Below are 23391 nucleotides of genomic sequence, written 5' to 3' on the forward strand. Positions count from 1 at the left end.
CCGTCATACCTGCTGCCTCCTGACGGATTCCGCGGGGAAGTGCGTGGCCGATCCGCTGCCAGAGCGGATCTGCGGCATTGCTGTCACAGCATGTCTGGGAAAGATGAAGGTTGTGCATCGCTGAAGGTCATTCCGGTGAAAGAAACGGTGACCGACGAGCGCACGACGACCCCGCAGCGGGGGGTCGGTCGAAACTAGACCCCGCTGCGGCGGATTACGAGAGCGCTCGCTGCGTACAACATGGTGACGTTTACTCTAGCGCTGCCCACCGGGCTCAGCGCAACCGGATGACGTCAGAATCATCCGCGGTCAGGCGAGTCCTGCGCGCAGCTGTGACGCCGCGGCCTCCGGGTCCGACGCTGCGGTGATCGCACGCACGACGACGATCCGTCGTGCACCCGCCGCGGTGACCTCTGGCACCCGGGCTTCGTCGATGCCGCCGATCGCGAACCACGGCTTGCGTCGTCGGGGGTTCTGCGCAGCTTCGCTCGCAGCGACCTCGCGCACCAGATCGAGACCGGGAGCCGGGCGCCCCGGTTTGGTGGGTGTCGGCCAGCACGGACCCACACAGAAATAGTCGACGTCGAGGTCGGCCTCGGCTGCTGCTGCCTGGTCGACATCGTGCGTCGACCGGCCGAGGAGCACGTCTGCGCCGACGATCCGCCGGGCCGCTGCAGGAGGAAGGTCGTCCTGCCCGATGTGCAGGATGTCGGCACCGGCGAGCGTCGCGATGTCGGCGCGGTCGTTGACGGCCAGCAGCGCATCGCGCGCGTGTGTCAACTCCCGCAGGATCGCGAGAAGCTCCAACTCCTCGCGTGCCTCGAGTGCTCCGAAGCGCTTCTCGCCCGCAGATCCTTTGTCGCGCAACTGCACGATGTCGACGCCGCCCGCGAGTGCGGCGTCGACGAACTCGGCGAGATCACCGTGTTCGCGTCGTGCATCGGTGCACAGGTAGAGCGTCGAGGACTCCAGTCGGGTGGTGCGCGTGTGCTTGCCGGTCACCGTCGCCAGCGTAGCCACGTTGTCGGCCACCGCTCGCGTTGGACTGGCCGCAGGAAGGAGATGGCCGCAGGAGGGAGATGGTCGCAGCAGGGAAGATGGCCGCAGTAGGGTGGAGAGGACAGACACGGGAGTCCGCGGAACGGCGGGCTGAGAGTGCGGGACGCCCCCGCTGACCGTCGCACCTGATCCGGGTCATGCCGGCGAAGGAAGGATCTCGAGACGTTGACTGTCGGAAGCCAGACCCCCGACCTCGCCGTCGTCGGCGGTGGAGTCATCGGACTGACCTGCGCTCTTGCTGCAGTGGATGCGGGCATGCGCGTGGTGGTCCACGACGCAGGGCCGCAGCATCGGGCCTCGCACGTCGCAGGCGGCATGCTCGGTTCACTCGGCGAGGGATTGCCCGGCGAAGAAGCGCTGCTCGAAGCGACGTCGGAATCGGTTGCGCGATGGCCGTTGCTGCTCACGCGTCTCGGCGACCCGGACAAGCGAGAGGCACCGGACACGCGAGAGGCACCGGACAGGCGAGATGTCGGAGAAACGGACACGGGCGCGACGATCGCGGTCGCAGGTGACTCACTGTTCGTTGCGACGACGGCCACCGACCTCGAGTACCTGAGTCGGTTGGCCGACAAGGCGTGGAAGCCGTCCCTGGTCGACGGGCGGGAGGTCAGGCGCGTGGGGCCCGCCGAGATCCGCGAGCTAGAGGGTGCACTGACGTCGCGTCTGCGCGGCGGATTCGTCGCTGTGGGTGAGGGGGCCGTCGACAATCGAGTACTCCTCGCGCGGCTGCGCGGCGCACTGCGGGATGCGGGCGCCGTGCTGTGCAATGACACGATCACCGATCTCGGCGACGTCGCAGGCGGACAGGTGCTGCTCGCGGCCGGGGCGGGTGTGTCGCAGCTCTTGCCGGATGCCGCCATCCATGTCGCGAAGGGTGAGATCCTTCGACTGTCGCGCACACGCTGGTCCGTGCCACCACCGCGTCACGTCGTCCGCGCCAGGGTGGACGGCCGCGCGGTGTACCTCGTACCGCGTTCGGGCGGAATTGTCGTCGGCGCAACACAATACGAGTCGCATGAGCCTGGCGCCGAGGTTTCCGGCGTGCGCGATCTGCTCGACGATGCGCTGACCGTGATGCCAGGGCTCGCGGGCTACACGCTCACCGAGGTGGGTGTGGGATACCGCCCGTGCTCGGTCGACGGGCTGCCGCTGATACGTCGTGCCGACGACCGCGTCATCGTCGCGGCAGGGCACGGCCGCAATGGAATCGTCCTCGCGCCGTACACCGCACATCGGGTTCTGGAACTGTTGCAGCGCAACGACGGTGACGGCGTCGGTGGTCGCGGATATTCGACAGACGCATCCCCGGAAACACGATACGAGGAAACCCGATACGAGGAGACGCGATGAGCTTCACTGTCAACGGAGAGCTTCACGAGTGGGGTGCACAACCGACCGTCGACACCCTCGTCCGACGTCTCGGGCTCCCCGACCGCGGCATTGCGGTGGCCGTCGACGGGGCGGTGGTTCCGAGGGGTCGATGGGGACGCGTTGTTCCTGCCGATGCCGTCGTCGAGGTTGTCACGGCAGTACAGGGTGGTTGAGATGAGCACAGCAGACGTGGTGACAGAAAACGTTGTTGCCGAGAATGATTCGGACGGACTACGCATAGCCGACCGTCGGTTCGGTTCTCGACTCGTCATGGGCACCGGTGGTGCAGCGAACCTCGCGGTCCTCGAACGGGCGCTGATCGCCTCGGGTACCGAATTGACGACTGTTGCGATGCGACGGATCAACGCGGGCTCGACGACTGGGGTGTTGGATCTGTTGCGGCGTCTGGAGATCGACGTATTGCCCAACACGGCGGGCTGTCACACCGCAGCGGAGGCGGTCCTGACCGCACAGCTTGCGCGTGAAGCGGTCGAGACATCGTGGGTGAAGCTCGAGGTGGTCGCCGACGACCGCACTCTGCTGCCCGACCCCATCGAACTCGTCGATGCCGCAAGGGAACTCGTCGATGACGGGTTCACGGTGCTCGTCTACACCAACGATGACCCGGTTCTCGCAGCGCGGCTTGCCGATCTCGGCGTTGCCGCGGTGATGCCGCTCGGGTCGCCGATCGGTACCGGGCTCGGCATCTCCAATCCCCACAACATCGAGATGATCGTCTCCGCGGCTCAGGTTCCGATCATTCTCGACGCCGGGATCGGCACCGCGAGCGACGCGGCGCTGGCCATGGAACTCGGATGCGACGGTGTGCTACTCGCGTCGGCGGTGACCCGCGCCGACGATCCGGAACGCATGGCTGCCGCGATGCGGCACGCCGTGATCGCGGGCCGGTTGGCCTCAGGCGCAGGGCGCATCCCGACGCGTTTCTGGGCGCGGGCGTCGTCGCCGGAGCGGGTGGTCTAGACCCATTCGACGGACACATTCCGGCGAACCCATTTGGCGAACCCATTCGGCGGGAGCGGGCGCGACCGGCGCGTCGAGATCCGTCACCGACGGTGCGTGGGTTGCTATGGTCGACGCGATGCTTGCCGCGGCCGATCTGACCAAGACCTTCGGCGGTGTGACGGCCGTCGACCACCTGAATTTCACCGTTGCGCCCGGACGCGTAACGGGTTTCCTCGGCCCCAACGGGGCAGGGAAATCCACGACGATGCGCATGATCCTCGGCCTCGATCGGCCGACGTCGGGTACGGCGATGATAGGAGGACGCCTCTACCGCGACCTCGACGATCCCCTCCGCCAGGTGGGTGCGCTCCTCGACGCACGATGGGTGCACCCCAACAGGAGTGCGCGGAATCATCTCCGGTGGATGGCCGCGACCAACGACCTACCGGCGCGCAGGGTCGACGAGGTGCTCGACATGGTGGGGCTCACGCCTGTCGCCGATCAACGTGCCGGTGGTTTCTCGCTCGGCATGTCGCAGCGGCTCGGGCTCGCAGGTGCACTGCTCGGCGATCCGCACACCCTCGTCCTCGACGAACCGGTGAACGGCCTCGATCCGGAGGGCATCGTCTGGGTCCGCAACTTCATGCGAGCACTCGCCGCCGAGGGCAGAACGGTTTTCGTGTCGAGCCATCTGCTCACCGAGATGTCCCTGACTGCCGACCACGTTGTCGTCATCGGCCGGGGCAGACTGATCGCCGACTGTTCGATCTCGGAGTTCACCTCGCGGGCACGGCCGGTCGCTCGCGTACGCACGCCACAGCCTGCGGAGCTCCATCGGGCACTCGAGGTCGCGGGGCTGTCGGTGACACCTGTCTCGGGGCAGGACGGTCGGGTCTACCTCACCGTTGCCGACGCGACGACCGATCAGGTCGGCGACGTCGCGGCCGCGGCGGGAATCGGGCTGCACGAGTTGGTCTCCGACACACCGTCGCTCGAGGACGTCTACATGGCTGCCACTGCCGAGTCGATCGACTACCGAGGGGGACAGCGCTGATGGGCGCCGTGCGGGCCGAGCGGATCAAACTGACCAGCACACGTGCGCCGTGGTGGTGCGTCGCCGCGGTCGTGATCCTTGGGCTCGGCATCGCCTGCCTGATCGCGCTCGTCACCCGAGGTGCCGACACGGTCGCCGATCAACCCCAGGACATGGGCGCCGACGGATCGGCCGATCAGATCGGTGCGGCGTCGGTGTATCTGATCGGCGTGAACTTCTTCGGTGTGGTCATCCTGATGATCATGGGAGTGCTCGGGGTCACCACCGAGTTCCGGTACGGCACCATCCGCACGTCCTTCCTGGCCATCCCTCATCGGTGGAATGTGTTGTGTGCCAAGGCGTTGGTGTACGTCGCGCTGACCTTCGTCGTCGTGGTGCCGTTGTCGTTGTGCGCCATCCTGCTCGTGATCGGATTATCCGACGGTTCGTCGGGGATGACCCTCGGCAGTGAGCACGTCATCAGACAGATCTGGGGCACCGCAGTCTGGGCCGCACTGTGCGTCGTGGTGGGAATCGGGGTCGGTGCGCTCGTGCGCCAGACCGCGGGTGCGGTCTCGGTGGTGCTGGTGTGGATGCTGGTGATCGAGAACGTCGCAGCCGCCCTACCGGTTGTCGGGCGTCGGATCGGGCCGTTCCTGCCCTTCCGCAACGGTTCCCGATTCCTCGACGGCGATTTCCCAGGCGACGGCTATCACTGGAACTCGTGGGTCTCGCTGGTCTACTTCGCGATCTTCGCGGCGATCGTCTTCGCGCTCGGCGTACTCGCGGTGAACAAACGCGACGCCGGGTAGTTCATTCGAGCCACCCACAGTGCCGTCATCTCGGCGCTGTTGCCCCGACAACGGGCCGTGGGTACCTAGTCTGTGTGTTGTGGGCAACAGAAGGCCCGGTGCCGATGGTCGACGTACCCGGTGGGGGAGCGGACTGCGAGCGCTGACCGCTGCCGAATGGCATGTGATCCGCGGGCGTGACCCGGACCTCGACCCGGTCGAGATCTCGGAGTTCTCCGGACCACTTCTTGCCGGCGGTGTTGTCGTTGCTGTCGTCGGAGTCCTTCCGCTGGTCGGGACCCGACTCTCCGACAGCGCCGACAGCCTGTTCGGGCCGCTGATCGGGTCGTTCGCGCTGGCGGCGGTGTGTACCACTGCTGTCGCCTGGGTGCTGAGCGCGCTGATCTCGGGCTTCGTGGTGCTGATCGTCTACGACGCGAGTCCCCGTGTGGCAAGCGCGGCGACCGAGTCAGCGGTGCGCGGCTCCTTCGGGCGAATCGAGGGGGCGGCCAGCTCAGTGACGCTCGTGGCGCTCATCTCGGGACTGGTCTCGCTGGCGATCGGACTGCCGAACCTCACGTCGAGCGACGACGAATCGTCGATCATCGAGGAGTTGCTCTCCGCACAGGTCGCGTGTCTGCTCCTCGTGCTGATGCTCGGATTCACCGTCGAGTCGGTCAGGACCGCGGCCGAGATCCTCGGGTCGCAGGTACGGGTGATCGGATGGCTGGGTTCGCTGCTGATCGTGTTGGTCTCGTTCTACCTCGCGTCGACGGCGGGGCCGTTCGCCCCGGTGAAGCTGACGCGCAACATCCTTGAGGCGTGGCTGCCCGCGGAGGTCGACGGTGTGCCGAGAGCGAAGGTGGTGGCTGATGTGCTGCCCGCGCAGAGTTGTCTGTGGACGATGCTCGGCATAGCGCCGTTCGTGATCGTGGCGTGGTTTGTCACGGCATGGCGACTCGGAGCGCTACGCAGCCTACGCACCGCTGTTCGGGCTGCCGCGGGGCAGGAACCGACCGACCGAGCCGATCAGCTAGAGTAACGCTGCGAGTGCCGGCGGTCGTCGACGCCGATCTCGGTGAAGTCGATGTCCGACCTCGCGGGTCCATCAAGGGTGCTGTCGGCGTTGGCGGCTTTCGCGCCTGTGGTGTTCTTGCTGGTCCCGTTGTCGTCACTGTCCCGCGGAGAGCCGCCGCGCGGGGATGTGTCGCGCTGAGAGGTGCCGTCACCGTGAGCCCCGCCGACCTCGTCCCCGCCGACCTCGTCGTCATCGTCGTCGAAGTCGGCCGGGGCGAAGCCGAACGAGTCGATCTCGTCGGCGGTCGCGCCCGACTCGGACTGATCGTCGGCCAGATCGGTGTCGGTCGAGTCGTCGTCTTCACGTCCGCGCCGCCATCCGCCCTTCATCGGGGGCGCCTCACCGAAGTGGTCGGGGTCCCCGGAGCCGTACCAGGCGACCAGAACGGCACCCACCACCGCTCCGACGAAGCCGACCAGTGCGAGCCAGCCGAAGCCCGGCTTCGCCTGGTCGCCGAGGAACATGACGCCGATGAGGCTCGGGCCTGCTGTTTCGCCGACCACAAGCACAGCCGTGACGCCATTGACAGCGCCGAGTTGCAGGGCGACGGTCTGTACGAAGAATCCGACGGCACCGGCGATTGCGATGGTCCACGCTGCGGGGTCGAGAAGGAGTCGAACGGGGTCGAAGGGGTGGATGCCGTCGAGGATCCGCACCGCTATGGCGATGACCCCGAACAACAGACCTGCCGCGGCGCCACCCGCGATCGCGCCATGCCGGCCGAGGCGGTACACCGACAGCAATGCCAGCCCGCTCAGGACGACGGTGGCGAAGAACAGCATCCAGTGGAAACCGCGCCCGCCGGAATCGCCGGTCTGATGAGACGACGACATACCTAGTAGGCATAGCGAGAAAACGACGAGCCAGATCGCGACCCAGTCCCTGGTGTGCAGCGCGATGTTGAGCATGATGGTGCCCAACAGTGCGGTGATCACCAGGTTGGCCGAGACGATGGTCTGCGAGAGGAACAGTGGCAGGTAGCGCGCAGCGACCGCACCACCGGCGAACCCGACCGTCACCAGGACCGTGCCGAGGATGAATGCCGGGTCGACAAAGGTCGACGCCGTGGAGCGAAGGGTAGGGCCACCTGCGGCGTTGGTGGTTTCTATGCCCTCATCGCGTTCGGTCTGCGCGGCGCGGCGGGCCCCGAGGGCACGCAGCACCGTCGACATGCCGTATGCCACCGCGGCGAGACTCGCCGCGATGACGCCGATGAGGAACATGCGACCCACCTCTCGTGTCGTCCGCGGTTGTTCATCGCAGTCGGATCGTCGCCCGGCTGCTCGTTGTCCGGCTGCTCGTTGTCCGGTGGGGTCGCCCGGCGCTCCGCCCGGTGGGCGGGGGCGAAAGCGTCACCCGCTGAATGTGGACCTCCCCGGCAACCACAACTCATCGCCTCAACGGTCGGCAAGTGAGTTATTATTCCTCTCTCAGTATCCATGGCGGGTCTGACAACCACACCACCGCCCACCTCGGACGTGCGTCGGGTACTGACTAGACTCGCGGTGTGGCGTCCTCACCGAAGAAGCATGTTCTGATCACCTTCGGCCGATCTTTCCTCACGCTGAACCTGGCGAGACTGATGTCAGCGGCAGGCCACCGGATGACCGTCGTCGACAGCATTCCCATCGGTGTCAGCCGTTTCTCCAATGCGGTCGACGCTTTTCACAAGGTGCCCGCGCCGAAGTTCGAGCCCCGCGACTACTGCCGTGAACTGGCCCGCATCGTCACCGACGAGAAGGTCGACATGGTCATCCCCATCCATGAGGAGACCGACATCCTCTCGATGATGGTGGGGCTGTTCCCCGCGGACTGCGAGGTGTTCCTGTCTGACTTCGACACCGAGAACAAGCTCCACAACAAGTACGACTTCCAGCGTGAACTGGTGTCGATGGGTATACCGACGCTCAAGTTCGCCGTCGTCGAGAATCGGGACGACGCCGCGGCTCTCGACTTTGACGTTCCGTTTGCGCTCAAGCAGTGCTATTCGCGCGGTTCGCAGAAGGTCCACAAGATCATGCCCGGCGAGAACCTCGACTGGGTCGAGTACGACCCGACGAACCCGTGGTTGGCGCAGGAGTGGAAAGAGGGCAAGCGCTACTGCACGTACTCGGTGTGCCGCGATGGCAAGGTCAATGCGCACGCAACCTATCCCGTCAGTTATGCGATCGGCGGCAGTTCGTGCTTGTCGTTCACCTCGATCAAGCATCAGGCGATATTCGACTGGGTATCGGAATTCGTTGCGGCGGAACGGTTCAGCGGCCAGGCCGGATTCGACTTCATCGAGGGCGCCGACGGCAGCCTCTACTGCATCGAGTGCAATCCGCGCTCGACCAGCGGGATCATGATGTTCAGGCCGCACAACGACGTACCGTCGGCGTTCTTCGGTGACAACGACCACCTGATCGTTCCCGACTCGGACGTCGACCGCATGATCGGTCTCGGCATGCTGCTCTACGGGTGGACGAAAGCGTCACGGCAGGGTCGGCCGATGCGTCAGTTCTGGAAGGACTTCCGCGATTCCGAGGACGTGATCTTCGAGCGCGACGACATGAAGCCCGGCGTGATGCTGCCGGTGGCCTATGCGTCGATCCTGCGCGACTGCCGCCGCTACCACGTCGGTCTCGCCGAGGGGTTCATGCATGACCACGAATGGGACGGCCACCCGATCTGACGGCACCCCGATTCTGGGTGGCGCCCGATGTGAGCGCCACGCGATCTGACGGCGATGCGGCCTGATGGTTGCCCGGCCTGATGGTCGTCGGGCCTGATGGTCGCCGGGGTCAGACGGCGTCGGCGTCGACGCGATTGCCCCGGACGTAGACCTCCGCGATGGCGGGTTCGCGCATGCCCATCAGGAGTGCGAAAAGTGTCTGGTCACGCGCTCTTCCGGGGTCGTCGTCGCGAACCCCGTTGCGCAGCATGCGTTCCAGGGGAGGCCACCGGGACGGTTCGATCACCAAGAAGTCGGCTTCCTTGCCGACGTCGAAGTTGCCGAAGCGCGACTCGGCGTCGAGTGCCCGTGCGCCTGCGAGGGTTCCGCTGAACAGCATCTGTGCCGGATGCATGGCGACGCTCGCCTCGCCGGGTTCGGAGATGTGCACCTTGTAGGCGTCGCCCGCGACCTTGGCGATGAGCCATTCGTCGCCACCGCCGCAGTCGCTGCCGAGCGCGATGGTGACCCCGGCGTCGACGGTGCGCTTCCACGGCATCGTGCCGGAGCCGAGGAACAACTGCGAGGTTGGGCAGTGCGCGATGGAGGTTCCGGTCTGCGCCATCCGCGACAGTTCGGCGTCGGTGCAGTGCACACAGTGGGCGAGCACGGTGCGTCGGCCGAGCAGGCTCTCACCGCCGACGGCAGAGCCGGGCAGGAACTTGCCGTCATAGGTGTCGAGGTACGACTCGACCTCGAAGAGCTGTTTGATCAGATCGATCTCCCCGGTGCCGGGCCGATTGTTCTCGTTGAGGTGGGTGTGGACGTAGACACCACGATCACGGACGTCGGCGTACAGGTTGCCCAGGTTGGCCAGCGTCTCGGTGGTCACCGACAGCGTGAAGCGCGGCACGATCGCCGTGAGGAGTCGCGCAGTGTCGGGGTCACCGGTGTCGGCCGCGTGCCACCGGTCGATCTCGGCGGTCGTCAACGCGATCGCGTCTGCCTCCGACGTGAGCAGTGGTGCAGCCGACTCGGGCCCCTGCGTCTGGATACCGCGGCCGCTGACGATACGTAGCCCGGCCCGCTGGGTGGCGGCGAACAATTCGTCCTGTGCGCCGGGGAAGGCCGAGCCGAACACCATGGCAGCCGTGGTGCCCGCGGCGATCCTGGCGCGCGTGAAGTCGCGGGCGATGGCGCGGGCGAAGTCTGGATCCGCCAGCCGTGACTCCGCGGGAAAGATGCAGTTGTTCAACCACTCCAGCAACTGACCGCCGCCGTAGGCGTTCAGCTCGTAGGTCTGCGGGAAGTGCACGTGGGTGTCGACGAAGCCCGGCAGTAGAAAGGCGTCGGGGTGGTCGACGACGGTGTCGCCCGGTTGCGCGGTCAGCCCGGCGTAAGGGCCGCAGTAGTCGATGCGTCCGTCTGCGGTGATGGCGAGTGCTCCGTCGGGGATGTCGACGAGCGCGGCGTCGGCGTCGGACACCGTCGGCGACCCCGCGATGTGCATGATGCGGCCACGGTGGACTGATCGAGTGGCGTTGGTTGTCACCAAGAGACCCAATCACAGGTTGCGCGATCCGGCTTGTCGACCGAGCGCGTTGTGTCGGTCATCGACGCGTCGTGCGCGGTGCGACATCGATGACTCGCAACTGCAGCATCGCGGCGAATCGGGCCTCCGGGTCGGAGAGATCGATTCCGCTGATCTCGGCAGCCCTGCGCAGTCTGTACCGAAACGTGTTGGGGTGGACGAATTGCGTGGCCGCTGCAGCGGGGACGTCACCGAATGCGTCGAGCCATGCCCGCAGGGTCTCGACCAACATCGTGTTGTGCCCGGCGTCGTGGGCGATCAGCCTGCCGATCGGCCCGGACGGTTCGTCGCCGCGCGCCGCGACCATGTCTTTGAGGTCGATGAGCAGCGAGTGCATGTGCACATCGTCGAATTCGGCGATCTGCCCGAGGCCGGGTTGGTGTCGATCGAGGAGGACTCGTAGTGCGCGGTCGGCGTTCGATCGCGCGGTGGCGAGCTCTTCCGGGCGCGAGGCGACCGTCCCCACTCCGATGACCGCGTGCGACCCGTCGCCTGCTCGATTCAGGAACTCTGCCGCGACGTCGATGGCGTGGCGTCGTGCTCGGGGGCCGTCGGCGAGCGGCACCAGCGCGTAACAGACATCGCCGATCAGGGCGACCGCCGCGCGCGGGTGCGATGCGCTGATGTGCAGTGCGAATCCGGACGTGAGCCGTTGCTTGATGGCCGCCCGGTCCGCTGCCGCCGGTGATCTCGTCGGGGCAAGGTCGCCGGCACCGCCCGCGTCTCCGCCCTCACCACCGCTGCTGCCCTCACCACCGCTGCTGCCCGCACCACCGCCGCCGTCACCTCCGATGTCGTCTTCGGAGTCGGAGTCGAGTAGGTCCATGGCCAGCACCGCGACCGGACGGTCACCCATGCCGAGTCGTCGCAGGGCATCGCGCGTGCCGGGTCCGCCGCGCAGTGCCGTGGTGACCAGATCGGCCTTGAGGCGACGCGCACCGTCGTCGCCGTTGCGAATGGTCATCATGTGGAGGGCGACGAGTTTTGCGGCGTCCGTGAGTGCTCGAAGTCGGTCATCGCTCAACGGTTCGCGTACCGCGGCCCAGATCGATCCGAGCACCTCGTCGCCGGCTCTGACGGCGACCGCCACGCGTGGCAGCTGGTCCGGCGCCGCGGGCTCGGGGTGAATCCAGACCGGCTCGTCACTGGCGTACAGCTCGCGGAACACCCCCTGCTCGACCATGGCGTGCGTGAATCTGTCAGGCACCTGGCGCCCTAGGATCGTCTCCACTCTCGAGGAGTCCGCCTCGTCCTGGCGGGCCGAGAACGCCACTACGCGTGAATCACGATCCTCGATGGTGATCGGAACGTCGATGAGGGCGGTGATCGAGTTGGCGAGTGCGAACAGGTCGCCGGAGACGACGCCACCGAGGCGGTCCGATTCGCCGAGGCCGACGGTGTCGTCGGCGATGAGGGCGCGGATCATCGTGGCCAACTGCATCCACGACGCGCCGGGGGCCAGGCCGAGTAGTGCGATTCCGGAGGCGGCGGCAGCGCTCTCGACCTCGCCGGTCAGGGTTACCGGTGAGCGCACGACGAGCGCCGCGGCGCCCCGCTGTCCCTCTCGTTGCAGAGTGGTGAGCGCAGACACGATGTCACCGGGTTCGTGGATACCGATCCCGAGCACGATGGCCTCATCAGGTTGCGCCGAGTCGTCCAGCGGATCGTAGAAACCGACACCTCCGACGGGCACGGACAGTCCTACCGGTGCGCAGAGGGGTTCCAGGAACGTATTGCCCAGGTCGGCGAGAATCCTGCCGAGGGATGACCGCGGCAACTGCTCGGCCATGACGGTCACCTCTCGCCTGCACAGTGGGCTGTTCAGCCAAGTTACCGGGCCGTCGGTGAGTTCCTGGCTGCGACACAGGTCATTTCGACGCGGAGTCCGAGCGGTAGACCGGCGACGCCGATCGCGGTGCGGGTGGGGACGCTGAGGTGATCGGCGAAGAAGTCGGCATACTCCGAGTTCATCGCGGCCCATTCGTCGATGTCGGCCAGGTAGCAGGTGACCTGGACGAGATCTGACAGCTCCCAGCCGCAGTCCTCCAAGATCGTCCGGACGTTGTGCAGGGTCGCGTGGGTCTGCGCAGCGATGCCTTCGGGGATGCTGCCGTCCGTGGCGAACCCGCCCTGTCCCGAGATGACGAGCAACGGACCGCATTCGATGGCGGTTGCGAACGGTCCCTTGGCATTCGGGCTGGTGAAGTGGCGGCGCCCGTCCTCGTCGATGCTCACCGACGTGTGCGCGGTCATGAGTTGAGTCCTTGTCCTGCTTGGTACATCACTTGTCGCCGATCGTGGCGAGGGTTGTCCGGTCGCGACCGAGCATCGACGGTGTGAGGCCGAGGTCGGCCAGATCGGTCGGGAGCGGCTCGCCGGTGACCAGAGCTGCGCCGAACCGTGCGAGCGCCGGCGCGATCTGGATGCCGTATCCGCCCTGTGCCGCGTGCCAGAACAGACCGTCGACCGTGGTGTCGGGGCCGACGACCGGCGTGCGGTCGGCGACGAAACTGCGCAGTCCCGCCCACGCGGAGTTCACGCTGCGGATGCCCAGGGTGGTCGCGTCGTTGATCGACTCGATCGCGCGAGCGATCTCGAGATCGTCGGGGCGCGCATCACCGGGCGCCTGCGGGGTCTCGTCGGCAGGTGAGCACAAGAACTGTGCGCCATCAGGTTTGACGTAGAAGGTCTCCGACGCCGCCATCGTCAACGGGATCGCAGCGTCGGTCATTTCAGGTGGGGCGGAGACCATGAATGCGGTTCGACGAAGCGGGCGGATACCGATGGGCTTGGCTCCCAGCACTCCGGCGACCCGATCGCACCACGCGCCCGCCGCATTGACGACCGCCTGGGCTCGGTAGCCCGCACCCGCCGCGTCGGTCAGATCCCATCCGTGGCCGGTGTGCGTTGCGTCGACGATGCCCGCGGATCTCACAACAGTGCCCCCGCGTGCGCGAAAGCCGCGCAGATACCACTGGTGCAGTGCGTGCACGTCGAGTTCCAGTGCGGAACGGTCGATCATCCCCAACGTCGTGCAGCCGGGACGCAGGAGCGGGTTGAGCTGCTCCGCGGTATCGCCGCTGACGAGTTCGACGAGATCGTTTCGGGCGCTGATCTCGTGGTGGAGCTCGCGGAGCGCGTGCTGCTCGTCGTCGTTTGCGATCATCAGCAGGTCCAGCGGCCGTGCGACGGGGACGTCGAAATGCCCGTCCTCGTCGGCGAAGAACGAGCGGCCGGCGGTTGTCAGTAGGCGGATCGTCTGGTTGCCGTAGCTTTCGAGAAATGCCGCTGCCGACCGTCCCGTCGAATGGTAGGCAAGGGTCGATTCCATCTCGACGACGGCAACCGATTGGTGTGCGGCAAGTTCGTAGGCGATCGACACCCCGGCCATACCGCCTCCGATGACGACGGTGTCGAACTGTCGGGCGCTCGGCGGGGTGGTATTCACAGTGTCCTCGTGGTCCGAATGGTTGTCATGGTGTTCATCCTCAGTTGTCGGTGTTTCGTCGGGAGTTCTGATCGCTCGACGAATCCGGATGCCGGAGCGCGAAATGGTCAGGCGCGAACTGGTTTACCCGGCAGGCTGTCGATACGGATCTCGCCGCCGCTGACGATCTCGACCCCGTTGACGAGGACGTGGTCGAATCCGGTCGACGGTGCGATCGTGTCGGTGTAGGTGGCACGGTCGGTGACCGCGGCGGCGTCGAAGACGACGATGTCGGCATCCGCGCCCGTCTGAATCCGGCCCTTACGCGCCATGTCCGGAACTGATGGCGAAAGGATCTGTGCAGGGAGGAGACTTGCGCGTCGGATCACTTCCATCAGGCTCAGTGCGCCGGTCTCACGCCACAATGTGCGGATCGAGCGACTGAAGGTACCGGCGGTGCGCGGGTGCGTGACGACGTCGGCAGGCAACGGCCAGCGCAGGTCGTCGTATGTCGATGTGCGCCACAGTGGTTCGAATGCGTCGCTGGCGATCGCGGTGTCCTCGAAGACGAGCCCGCGTGTCATGAGATCCCGAGCGGCCGGGTCGTCCTCTTCGAGGAAGTGGACGAAGACCAGTCCGCCCGTGCCGTCCGCACGCGCTGCTCGCAGGTCCGCGGCGCTGGTGAACCGGTGTCCGCTGACGAGGTGTTGTACCGCGAAGGGCGTGATGTCTCGTCGGTCGAGCAGATCCGGCTCGAGGAAAGCGGCGCCGATCCCCGTCATCCCCGAGCCGTAGGGGTAGGCCTCTGTCGAGATCCGGGAACCGAGGGAACGTGCGCGCTCAACGAGGCCGTGCACCCTGTCGAGATGTCGCAGCGACGTGCTGTTGACGTGACAGTAGTGCATGTGGGCACCGGTTTCGCCTGCCGCCCTGACGATTTCCTCAGCGCCGTCGATCGGTGTGTCTGGATCCTGCTCGACGAGTTCGCGTGCGTGCGTGTATGTCGGCACGCCTCGGGCAGCGGCGAGTCGCGCGACCTCGACGTACTCCGCAGGCCCGACGCGCGGGGCATACCCGACGAGCACACCGATTCCGAGCGCGCCGTCGCTCAGGTCTTCTTCCAGCAGTGCCAGTATCCGGCCGACCTCAGCGGTGTTCGCCTCGGCCTGCCAGGCGGGGACTCCCATGTTGAACAGGACGTCGGCGGGATGGCCGGTGGTCGTCACGTCTGCCATCACGTGCATCCGTGCGGCGGCCCAGCTCGCCGAATAGCCGTAGTTGACGGGACGCCCCTCGATGGCGGCGCGCTCGTAGGCGCGGCCGACCGGGTGTACGCCACCCTCGAGCTCGAGGGCGGTCGTGACGCCGTCGAGAGCCTGCAGGCGTTGCCCGGCGATGCCGAAGCAGTGGCTGTGCATGTCGATGAAGCCCGGCGCGACCACCCGGCCGGACACGTCGGGCACACGGTGTCCGTCGAGTGGCTCAGCGCTGACGGCACTGATGGTGCCCCGGTCGATCCCGATGTCGAAGATGCCGTCGGTTCCGCTGTCGGGATCGATCACGCGGCCGCCGTGGAGTACCAGTTCGTGCATGGATGAAGCATGCGCCGCGCGCACTGCGAACTTTTCGTCGCCGGATCAGAAAATGAACGTCCCATCTTGTGCTGCGCTACGAACCGGCCCGCTGGCGACCACGCGCGAACCCTCGGTGCCCGCCCCCCGCGCGGCTCCACACTGCTGGAACCCGACCTGACGAGTGCGGGGCTATGTCACGTCGAACGCCGGACTCGTTCCGACGAACGACGAGAGTGAACCGTTGGCGCGCTTGCTGTCGCCGAAGTATCGGATACGGTGGCGCCCTGAAGTGCCCGATCGGGGTGTCCACGCGATCGTGACGACCGACGCCGTCGAACTCCCGGCTGGTCGTTTCCAGGAGAGTTCAGTACCCCAGGTGTCGTCGTCGGCAGCGGCGACCCAGCGTCCCGACTCGTAGCGTTCGACGACGAAGTAGCCGTCGCGGGCCGCGGTGCTGCCCGCGCTCACCCGGTGCACCTTGTTGGCGGGATGTGCTCCGCAGAAGTCCACCGAGACCGTCTCGCCGGGGCGATATGACGACTTCGGTGCGCGTACGACGTCGCCGAAACGCCTGCCCGCGATCGGTGTGTCGGCGGGTACCGGGGTCAGCAGGTCGGGCTGCGGACTGCGCTGGTCGGGCGGGTTCGGTCCGCGTGACGACGACTTCCCTGCGGCCATCTCCCGCGCGAGCCTGTCGAACTCCTGCATATACGCGCACAGGGTGTACCGCCCGAACATGGTCTCGCCACCCTCGTACTGCTGTGACAGATACTCCTCGGGAGTAGTGACGTACTGGCTGTAGCCGTTCGAGTATCCCTGCAACAGAACGTTTTCCAGTGGCAGCGTGAATGCTGCCGCGACGACGCGACGCACGCGCAGTCCCGCGGTGATGGTGAACTCGGCGGGAGCGGCTGCCAGCACGAGGTCGCCGAGGCGGATCAGCTGGATGGGCAGTACCTGTTGAATCCACGGATGCGGTGGCATGTAGCCGAGGGGGAACAACGGAACCTTCGGCGCCTGGATCTGCTGAACCCACTCGGGCGGTGTGACTTTCGACGTCGCGCCCAGCGCTGCGGCGAACGGCAGCACCATGCCCTCGTTGAGGAACGAGAGCTGACTGCGGGTGTTGTCCTCAGTGCTTGTCGCGGCGGCTGCGGCGCCCATGATGGCCGGACTGGTCCGTGCCGGGCGTCCATCGGGGGTGTACGTGCCGTCGATCGCGATGTCGGAGAGGTTGAGAAAGCGGTATGCGTACGAGACTCCACCGGACAGCGACCGCGCAGATGCAAACGCGCGCTCGCCTGCGCGGAACTGGCGCTGTCCGATGATCGTGCAGTTGGCCCGGTGATCGCCGGTGGGGCCTGCCGGGTGTAGTTTGCGCACAGCGAGATTCGGTGTCATATCACCCGCATTTGTCTGCGGGAATGACGCGACGACGCCGGGCTTCTGCTGTTCGGCGAGGTACGACGCGTAGCCCTTGTTGTCGACCGAGATGAGGGTGTTGGCATCGGTCAGTGATGTGCCATGGGTTGCGAACCAGGTGATCTCGCCGATCACGCTGCCGCCCTGGCGAAGCCGCAGCGACGTCACCTGCGGGTCGATGTGTTCGGGGAAGTGACGCCGATCAGGAGTCGGATTGTTCACGAACGCCTGCAGTGAGCGGTTTGCGCTCGCGTCGTGTAGTTCGGAGTGCCCGAGTTCGAGCGTCCCCGGTGCCAGACTGTGATGTGCCGCAACGATCGCGTCGACGATGCCGGCGACCTCGGCGCGGTAGGAGTTCTCGCGATGGCCCAGTGCGGCAAGGACATAGGCGTAGTCCCAGGCGGTGCCTCCGCAGGAGTTGTGGTTGTGGGTCGCGTTGAGGTTGACGTTGTCCTCGGAGTAGAGGTTGCCGAATCGACTGCGCAGTTCTTTCATCACACCGACGCGGTGTGACTCGAAGAGGCAGGCCAGGTCGGCGTTGACGAAGACGACTCGAGTCCCCGAGGCCGCGTCGGCGATGATGTACGCACGTGCCCAGACCCGTTGCAGGAGCCCCGTTGCCACCTGGCTGAGGTCGGAGTAGCCCATCATGCCCTGGCCGGCGATGGCGCCGGTGAGGTCGCCCTTGCCGGTGCCCACGAGGTACCCGGAAGTTGGTGCAGCCGAGGCTGTTCCGCTACCCGCAGTGCTGAGCGCCGCTGCGCCGAGTAGGCCCGCTCCGACGGCACCTGCCGAGGCGCCGAGAAAGCCGCGTCGACTCACTGTGCCGGGTGTGGACTCTCGATGTGCTGAACTCAACTGTGACCCCCTGATAGGACGTGGAACGAGTACGTGGACGAGTGGAACGATGGCGTGCGTCACGCCCGTGGTCAGCGCACAGTGCGCACCAACAACACGGACAATCCGCCGAGAATGCCGAAAACCGCTGAGGTGACGAACAATCCAGTGAAACCGCCGGTGGCCTCGACCACCGCGGCCCCGACGAGAGGCCCGAGCGCCTGTGGTACGGCCATGGCGATGTTCATGATCCCGAGATCCTGGCCGTTGTGTTGTGCGTCGGGGAGCACCTGGGTCGCCAGAGCCTGGTCGACGCCGAGGAACGCACCGAATCCGGCACCGAGGAGGGCGGCGGCCACCATCGTCATCGGCAGATCGGCTACCGCGGCGATGCAGATCGCTGCGGCCCCCTGGCAGACACCTGCGGCGAGCACGAATGGCTTGCGACGTCCGACCACGTCGCTGAGCTTGCCGGATACCAGTGCGCTGATGACGACGAAGACCATGTACACCGCAGACACGAGCAGCATGTCGTTGTCGGCGTCGGAGGAGTGCAGGCCGAACTTGAGGAAGAAGAAGAGCAGCGATGTGCCCAAAGCGTTTCCGAGATTCACCAGTACGCGACCCAGTAGCGTCCAGCCGAAGTCGGGATGGTCGCGCGGCGAGATCCACAGTTCGGAGAAGATCGTGCGAGGGCTCAGCCTGCCCTTGTCGTGGGTGGTACACGGCGGATCGTCGAGATACAGCACGAACGGGGTCACACACGCGATCAGTACGACGGCGAACAGTGCATAAGCCGGAAGAAAGCCGAGACCGAACGCTGACACCAGGGCGATACCGATGATCGCGCCGATCGCCTGCGGCGCGGATACCCAACTCGACACCACGCCACGTTGAAACACGGGTACCTGATCGCTGATGAGAGCGGTCAGGGCAGCCGACGCCGCGCTGAACCCCGTCAGCGCTGCGCACCAGCCGATGGTGATGGCGACGATGTTGTCGGAGAAGCCGAGTCCGAGTAGGCCGGCTGCGAAAAGTGCTGTACCGCCGACGATCCAGGGTCGACGACGGCCGTAACGACTCGTCGTCCGATCCGAGAGCGATCCCGTCAGCGGAAACGCGGCGAGTGCGAAGACGGCCGAGATTCCAGACACGATGCCGAAGGTGAGAACGCTGCGCTGCCAGTTGCTCTCGTCGACGCTGTTGCCGATCTCGAGCCAGTCGTTGACCTGGTCGGGCAGCGTGAGCTGGAACGGTGCGAGCTGGGCGAGCCAGATGCCGAGCCACGACAGCCCGAACAGGCCGACCCAGCGTGTACTGACACGCTGCCACGGGAGCGTCGGCGCCTGAACAGAGTCGCGTTCGACCGTCACCCTCGATGGGCTTCCGACTCGGCGGGTGCGGCGAGCGTGACGATCGCAGACGACAGGAGGTCGATGTTGCGGCGTGCGGCATCGGTGTCGCGGTCGGTCAGCCACGACAGGGTCAGGCCGTCGATCGCAGAGGTGACCAGATGCGCGACCTGCGGCAGGGGGAGTTCCCAGGTGATCGACATGCGGTCGCCGAGGTAGCTCAGCGCGTCGGCGACGGCTGTCCGGTAGGTCTGCCACTGTCTGCTCACCGCTGCGCGGTCGTGCCGGATCGCGTGTGTGGCCACCTCGAGCAGCGCGAGTTCGCGTGCGGGGTCGTCCTCGAGCATGCGGAGATAGCCCAGCATGGCCTCGCAGAGCACCTCGTGCAGAGTCGCGTCGTCGGCGATCATGTCGGCGGACAGGACTGCCGTGAGTCGCTCCTGCTCGGTGATATGAGCGATGACCTCGTTGATCAGCGCGTCGCGCGACGGGAAGATGTAGAAGAGCGCCCCTTGCGGCATGCCCGCCTCGCCGACAATTGCCCTCGTGGTGGCCGCCGCGAGGCCATCGCGCGCAATGACACGGACGGCGGCGTCGATGAGCGCCTGACGTCTGTCCTCGAACGTCATCCGTCGCACATGTCCCCCTCGTTCAACTGCGTGTGGCGTCCACCGGGCTGTGGTGTGCGCGCGGCGTGACCTACGACGGGTCGATCAACCGTTGCGAGCCTCGGCGGCGATCCCCCCGTCAGTTGACCATATGGTCAACTGACGACAAATGTGCGGGATTGACGCGATTTCCGCAACAGGGGGCGGTCGATTTAACCGACGCGCAACGGGGCAACGGGCTATGCGCGTCGCGCGCACGACTCCTACCGGACGGGAAGGGCTCCGGTCCGGTAGTAGGAGTGGTGGCAGGTCAGGCGGGTTCGAGCTCGCCGATGCTCACGAGTGTGCCGTCGCGCAACATGGCGATGATGCTCTCGGCGACGTCGGCAGGGTAGGTGCCGTCGGGGTAGCTCTCGGCCTGACTACTTTCAATGAGCTGCCCGTCGGTGCCCCGACTGTGGGCGAGCCGACTGTCGGTGCCTCGATTGTCAGTGCCCCAACCGTCAGTGCCTCTTCTGTCCGAAACCGATGCCGACGACTCGGCGCGGCGCCGGAGAAGCCTGTCGTCGACGATCCCGCCGAGGTCGTGAATGCGGTTTGTCTGCGCTGTCTGGTTTGTCTGCGCTGTTCGGTTCGTCGTGGCGAGGCCTGGCGGGCTGGTGTTCGGGCTCCACCCGTATCGGCCACGATCGGGGCCGTCGTGAATCTTCTCGGTGGTGAACTGCTCGGGTCGCTCGCCGACTGCGCGGTTGTGGGGCCCGCAGGCGGGAGCGAGTTGGTCGATGTCGGTGCGTCCACCGTGAGCCCAGTCCTGCTCGGCGTGATGGATTTCGATGTGGCTGAACGGTGCCGGGCAACCCGGCTTGGAGCAGCCGCCGTAATTGGCGAACAGCATGAAGCGCTGTGACTGACTCGCCAGCCGCTTGGCAGTGCCGAAGTAGAGCGGCTCGCCGGTGTGCTCGGAGAACACGGCCAGATGCATGACCGACTGTGCCGCGAGCCGAATCAGTTCGGGCATGGGGATGTCAGTGCCGGTCGTGGTTTGTCCGAAGCCCGCGTACTCGCGCAGTTGGGTATCGGAGACCCGCACAACGAGGTGCGGCGGTAGGCCACGATGGCTCGCACCGAGGAGGCCGCCGTCGAGCACGGTGGTGAGAAGCGCGCTGAGTGCATCGTGGTTACGTTGTGCGGGCGTGCGGTTGTCGCGTGCGGCTGCTTCGGTGAGTAGTTCGGCGTCGACGTCGGAACTCGAACCGGTGGGGGAGGTGTCGTCGTCCGGGTTGTTCATGCCTGGGGCCGCCCACGCAGCGAGCACGACGTCGAGCTTGGCTCGAGTGGCGGGGTCGAGCGTGCCGAGTAGTCGTGACATCGATTGTGTGTCTTGATGTCCGACCGTGAGGTTACGTTGGCGTTTGCGGTCTCTGTGGTCGGTGATCGTGCCGTCGGGATCGAGATGCGCGAGTAGGCGTGTCCCGGCGGCCATGATCTGACGCGGTGCAAGCTTCTGTGAGAAGTCCACTACTTCGGTCTCTGCGCGGGTCAGGTCCTCAGGCTCGAGTGCCGCAGGAATCTTGTTCATCACCTCGAGCGCGGCGCTGAGGTGTTCGGCTCCCAGCGTGCCCTCGCGCAGTGCTGCAGCCAACTGTGCGTACACGGGAGACTTCTTCTCGCCTGTGATGGTGTAGGTCTCGCAGAGGACCTCCATGGTACGCATCCTCTTGCCCGCGTTGGGAATACGTAGTGGACCCATCATGAAATCGCGCAATGAGATCTGTCCAGCAGAGCGGTAGGCGGCGCGGTTGGACACGTCCATCATGCGGTCATTACCGATCGAGATCATGCGCCGTGCTGCGCGTTCGTGCTCGATCGACATCGCGGCGACGTCGGCCTCGGAAGTAGTGGTGGTGTCGACCGTGTCGAGTTGGTCGAGAATCGAATGGAGCTGCTCGTACAACATGATTGGAGTCTGCGTGTCAGGCGTCGAGGCGGTCATCGCCTCTGCGTCTACCTCGTGTGTATCCATCGCCACCCCGATCCGATGCGAACAAACGTTCTACCTCCAATCTAGTCACGGTTTGCGTTATGTCAAGAAGAATTTCGTGAATTTCTCACAGTCGTTGCGGCACTGCGTATTCCGAGCACGTATTAGGTGCGTCCTTGACTCGCCGCCCGTTGGGCGCAACGCTGGATTTCATGGTGACTACCGTCGATGATGGCTCCGCTGCTCGCGCACGCCTCGCTTACGAAACCCTCGAACCCTTCCACGTGCTGGCCTACTTCAACCCCGGTCTGTCGGACGCCCAGGAAGACACGGGACTCGATGCGCATGCCTTCTACGTCGGAGCACGCGGTGCCCCGCTGGGCGACTGCTCTGCTCCGGTGGTGATCTCGTCGTTCTACAACTTCTCGCCTGACCTGATCACGACGGCCTGGTCCGCGGCGCAGGCCACAGGGCTTGAGAAGGTCGCGCGACGTCGAGAGCAGATGCTCGACACGGTGCTGAGTGAGATCCTCGGGGAGAAGGTCGATGATCCGCAGATCGCCGACCTGGCCGGTCGCTATCGCGATATCGCCGCAGATCTTCCCTTTGGTGGCAGGGCGCTTGCCGCTGCCTGGGCGGCTACCTCGCCGCCGGACGAACCCCATCTCGCACTCTGGCATGCGATCGCAGTGCTCCGAGAGTGGCGGGGCGACAACCACATCGCCGTGCTCGTCGCCCACGGTCTCGACGGGCTCGATGCGGCGGCCTTCCATGAGGCACAGCTGCCCGACTCCTCGATCCGACGTCGGATTCTGGGCCGCAGGCTCACGCAACTGACCCGAGGCTGGTCCGACGAGCAGTGGGATGCGTCCGTCGACCGGCTGGTCCGTCGAGGTCTGGCAACGAGGACCGACGATGCGCATGAGTTGACCGAGTCCGGCGTGGATCTGTATCGCACGATCGAGGCAGAGACGGACGCGATCACCGGTCGGGCGTGGACGGGGGCAGACGTCGAGAGCATGCTGGAGGACACTCGTCCGTACGTCAAAGCAGTGATCGACGCCGGGGTACTGCCCGGCACGAGGAAGAAATGAGGGTCTCTCCAACCGTCTTCGCTCCGGCGTCGTTCTCGCCGACTTCGCAAATCCGGGCATCCGGGCTGTCTGCACGGAGTACACGTGGAACATGGATGATCTCGGGGCGATCAAGGCGCTGAAGTACCGCTACCTGAGGGCGCTCGATACCAAGGACTGGGATGAGTTCGCGGCGACACTGACCGAGGACGTCACCGGCGAGTACGGCACGACGCTGTCGTTCGGTGACAGAAGCGAACTCGTCGCGTACATGCGCAGCTCCGTCGGGCCGGGTGTCATCACCGAGCATCGCGTCGACCATCCCGAGATCATCGTCGACGGTGACACGGCCACTGCTCGGTGGTATCTGCAGGATCGTGTGATCGTGCCGGCCTTCTCGTTCATGATGATCGGCGCAGCCTTCTACTCGGATTCGTATCGTCGCACCGACGAGGGCTGGTTGATCAGTGCGACGGGTTACGCACGGACGTACGAGGCGACAGTCGATCTCAAGGATCTCCCGAGCTTCTCAGTCAAGGCCGGACCTGCGGTCGGTCTGGCGTTATGACGGGCGA

The 23391-nt window shown here is 65.9% G+C and carries 20 protein-coding genes; 9 read left to right on the forward strand and 11 right to left on the reverse strand.

Features of this window, described 5'->3' with window-relative positions; genetic code table 11:
- Nucleotides 1–309: 309 nt before the first annotated feature.
- The gene (gene thiE, locus GOACH_RS17070) at nt 310–1002 is read right to left on the reverse strand and encodes a thiamine phosphate synthase (RefSeq protein WP_040519047.1); all 693 of its coding nucleotides are present in this window, start codon (nt 1000–1002) and stop codon (nt 310–312) included.
- Between the two features lie 222 nt (nt 1003–1224).
- Here thiE and GOACH_RS17075 point away from each other — a divergent pair, with 222 nt between their 5' ends.
- From GOACH_RS17075 to GOACH_RS17100, 6 genes are all read left to right on the forward strand, one after another.
- Entirely contained in the window at nt 1225–2412 is a 1188-nt protein-coding gene (locus tag GOACH_RS17075; protein WP_005177389.1) for an FAD-dependent oxidoreductase, read from the forward strand.
- Nucleotides 2409–2606, forward strand: a complete 198-nt coding sequence (gene thiS / locus GOACH_RS17080) for a sulfur carrier protein ThiS (RefSeq protein WP_005177392.1) — start codon at nt 2409–2411, stop codon at nt 2604–2606. The genes GOACH_RS17075 and thiS overlap by 4 nt, the downstream gene beginning before the upstream one ends.
- Before the next feature lies 1 nt (nt 2607).
- On the forward strand, nt 2608–3414 hold the full coding sequence (locus tag GOACH_RS17085; protein ID WP_005177395.1) for a thiazole synthase: 807 nt from the start codon (nt 2608–2610) through the stop codon (nt 3412–3414).
- A gap of 118 nt (nt 3415–3532) precedes the next feature.
- Nucleotides 3533–4450: an ABC transporter ATP-binding protein gene (locus GOACH_RS17090; RefSeq protein WP_040519049.1), complete on the forward strand. Its 918-nt coding sequence runs from the start codon at nt 3533–3535 to the stop codon at nt 4448–4450.
- Complete coding sequence (locus tag GOACH_RS17095) at nt 4450–5241, forward strand: ABC-2 transporter permease (protein WP_005177400.1); 792 nt, start codon at nt 4450–4452, stop codon at nt 5239–5241. Before GOACH_RS17090 ends, GOACH_RS17095 begins: the two co-directional genes overlap by 1 nt.
- A gap of 79 nt (nt 5242–5320) precedes the next feature.
- Entirely contained in the window at nt 5321–6262 is a 942-nt protein-coding gene (locus GOACH_RS17100; protein ID WP_005177402.1) for a hypothetical protein, read from the forward strand.
- Here GOACH_RS17100 and GOACH_RS17105 read toward each other — a convergent pair.
- Nucleotides 6250–7521: a DMT family transporter gene (locus GOACH_RS17105; protein ID WP_005177403.1), complete on the reverse strand. Its 1272-nt coding sequence runs from the start codon at nt 7519–7521 to the stop codon at nt 6250–6252. The genes GOACH_RS17100 and GOACH_RS17105 overlap by 13 nt on opposite strands.
- 284 nt (nt 7522–7805) lie before the next feature.
- On the opposite strand from GOACH_RS17105, the gene GOACH_RS17110 reads away from it, so the two are divergent.
- Nucleotides 7806–8972: an ATP-grasp domain-containing protein gene (locus GOACH_RS17110; RefSeq protein ID WP_005177404.1), complete on the forward strand. Its 1167-nt coding sequence runs from the start codon at nt 7806–7808 to the stop codon at nt 8970–8972.
- Between the two features lie 109 nt (nt 8973–9081).
- Here the strand turns inward: GOACH_RS17110 and GOACH_RS17115 are convergent, their stop codons facing one another.
- The 9 genes from GOACH_RS17115 to GOACH_RS17155 all read right to left on the reverse strand — a co-directional run bounded on the left by GOACH_RS17115 (nt 9082) and on the right by GOACH_RS17155 (nt 21719).
- Nucleotides 9082–10503, reverse strand: coding sequence for a guanine deaminase (locus tag GOACH_RS17115; RefSeq protein WP_281168907.1), 1422 nt, complete (start codon nt 10501–10503; stop codon nt 9082–9084).
- A 58-nt stretch (nt 10504–10561) separates the two neighbouring features.
- The gene (locus GOACH_RS17120; RefSeq protein WP_005177407.1) at nt 10562–12331 is read right to left on the reverse strand and encodes a PucR family transcriptional regulator; all 1770 of its coding nucleotides are present in this window, start codon (nt 12329–12331) and stop codon (nt 10562–10564) included.
- A gap of 41 nt (nt 12332–12372) precedes the next feature.
- On the reverse strand, nt 12373–12795 hold the full coding sequence (locus tag GOACH_RS17125) for a RidA family protein (RefSeq protein WP_005177411.1): 423 nt from the start codon (nt 12793–12795) through the stop codon (nt 12373–12375).
- A 28-nt stretch (nt 12796–12823) separates the two neighbouring features.
- Nucleotides 12824–13990, reverse strand: coding sequence for an NAD(P)/FAD-dependent oxidoreductase (locus tag GOACH_RS17130; RefSeq protein WP_005177413.1), 1167 nt, complete (start codon nt 13988–13990; stop codon nt 12824–12826).
- Nucleotides 13991–14097: 107 nt separating this feature from the next.
- A complete protein-coding gene (locus GOACH_RS17135) occupies nt 14098–15585 on the reverse strand; it encodes an amidohydrolase family protein (protein WP_281168908.1) in 1488 nt (495 codons plus the stop codon).
- Between the two features lie 147 nt (nt 15586–15732).
- On the reverse strand, nt 15733–17787 hold the full coding sequence (locus GOACH_RS17140; RefSeq protein ID WP_005177418.1) for a neutral/alkaline ceramidase: 2055 nt from the start codon (nt 17785–17787) through the stop codon (nt 15733–15735).
- Nucleotides 17788–17894: 107 nt separating this feature from the next.
- Nucleotides 17895–19175, reverse strand: a complete 1281-nt coding sequence (locus tag GOACH_RS17145; protein WP_005177428.1) for an MFS transporter — start codon at nt 19173–19175, stop codon at nt 17895–17897.
- The gene (locus GOACH_RS17150) at nt 19172–19783 is read right to left on the reverse strand and encodes a TetR/AcrR family transcriptional regulator (protein ID WP_040519040.1); all 612 of its coding nucleotides are present in this window, start codon (nt 19781–19783) and stop codon (nt 19172–19174) included. The genes GOACH_RS17145 and GOACH_RS17150 overlap by 4 nt, the downstream gene beginning before the upstream one ends.
- Before the next feature lie 289 nt (nt 19784–20072).
- Complete coding sequence (locus GOACH_RS17155) at nt 20073–21719, reverse strand: HNH endonuclease signature motif containing protein (RefSeq protein ID WP_245551931.1); 1647 nt, start codon at nt 21717–21719, stop codon at nt 20073–20075.
- Between the two features lie 236 nt (nt 21720–21955).
- Here GOACH_RS17155 and GOACH_RS17160 point away from each other — a divergent pair, with 236 nt between their 5' ends.
- Together GOACH_RS17160 and GOACH_RS17165 are read left to right on the forward strand one after the other, a co-directional pair.
- Entirely contained in the window at nt 21956–22837 is an 882-nt protein-coding gene (locus tag GOACH_RS17160; RefSeq protein WP_052004050.1) for an SCO6745 family protein, read from the forward strand.
- 91 nt (nt 22838–22928) lie between these two features.
- Nucleotides 22929–23384, forward strand: coding sequence for a nuclear transport factor 2 family protein (locus tag GOACH_RS17165; protein ID WP_005177439.1), 456 nt, complete (start codon nt 22929–22931; stop codon nt 23382–23384).
- Nucleotides 23385–23391 lie beyond the last annotated feature (7 nt).

Origin of the sequence: Gordonia aichiensis NBRC 108223 (assembly GCF_000332975.1) — a bacterium.
Taxonomy (GTDB): Bacteria; Actinomycetota; Actinomycetes; order Mycobacteriales; family Mycobacteriaceae; genus Gordonia; species Gordonia aichiensis.

Bases quoted from the DNA above. Each gene is read 5' to 3' on its own strand.
- GOACH_RS17150 (WP_040519040.1), bottom strand. From the start codon at position 19,783: ATGACGTTCGAGGACAGACGTCAGGCGCTCATCGACGCCGCCGTCCGT.
- GOACH_RS17090 (WP_040519049.1), top strand. From the start codon at position 3,533: ATGCTTGCCGCGGCCGATCTGACCAAGACCTTCGGCGGTGTGACGGCC.
- GOACH_RS17105 (WP_005177403.1), bottom strand. From the start codon at position 7,521: ATGTTCCTCATCGGCGTCATCGCGGCGAGTCTCGCCGCGGTGGCATAC.
- GOACH_RS17165 (WP_005177439.1), top strand. From the start codon at position 22,929: ATGGATGATCTCGGGGCGATCAAGGCGCTGAAGTACCGCTACCTGAGG.
- GOACH_RS17155 (WP_245551931.1), bottom strand. From the start codon at position 21,719: ATGTTGTACGAGCAGCTCCATTCGATTCTCGACCAACTCGACACGGTC.
- GOACH_RS17120 (WP_005177407.1), bottom strand. From the start codon at position 12,331: ATGGCCGAGCAGTTGCCGCGGTCATCCCTCGGCAGGATTCTCGCCGAC.
- GOACH_RS17160 (WP_052004050.1), top strand. From the start codon at position 21,956: ATGGTGACTACCGTCGATGATGGCTCCGCTGCTCGCGCACGCCTCGCT.
- GOACH_RS17085 (WP_005177395.1), top strand. From the start codon at position 2,608: ATGAGCACAGCAGACGTGGTGACAGAAAACGTTGTTGCCGAGAATGAT.
- GOACH_RS17095 (WP_005177400.1), top strand. From the start codon at position 4,450: ATGGGCGCCGTGCGGGCCGAGCGGATCAAACTGACCAGCACACGTGCG.
- GOACH_RS17125 (WP_005177411.1), bottom strand. From the start codon at position 12,795: ATGACCGCGCACACGTCGGTGAGCATCGACGAGGACGGGCGCCGCCAC.
- thiS (WP_005177392.1), top strand. From the start codon at position 2,409: ATGAGCTTCACTGTCAACGGAGAGCTTCACGAGTGGGGTGCACAACCG.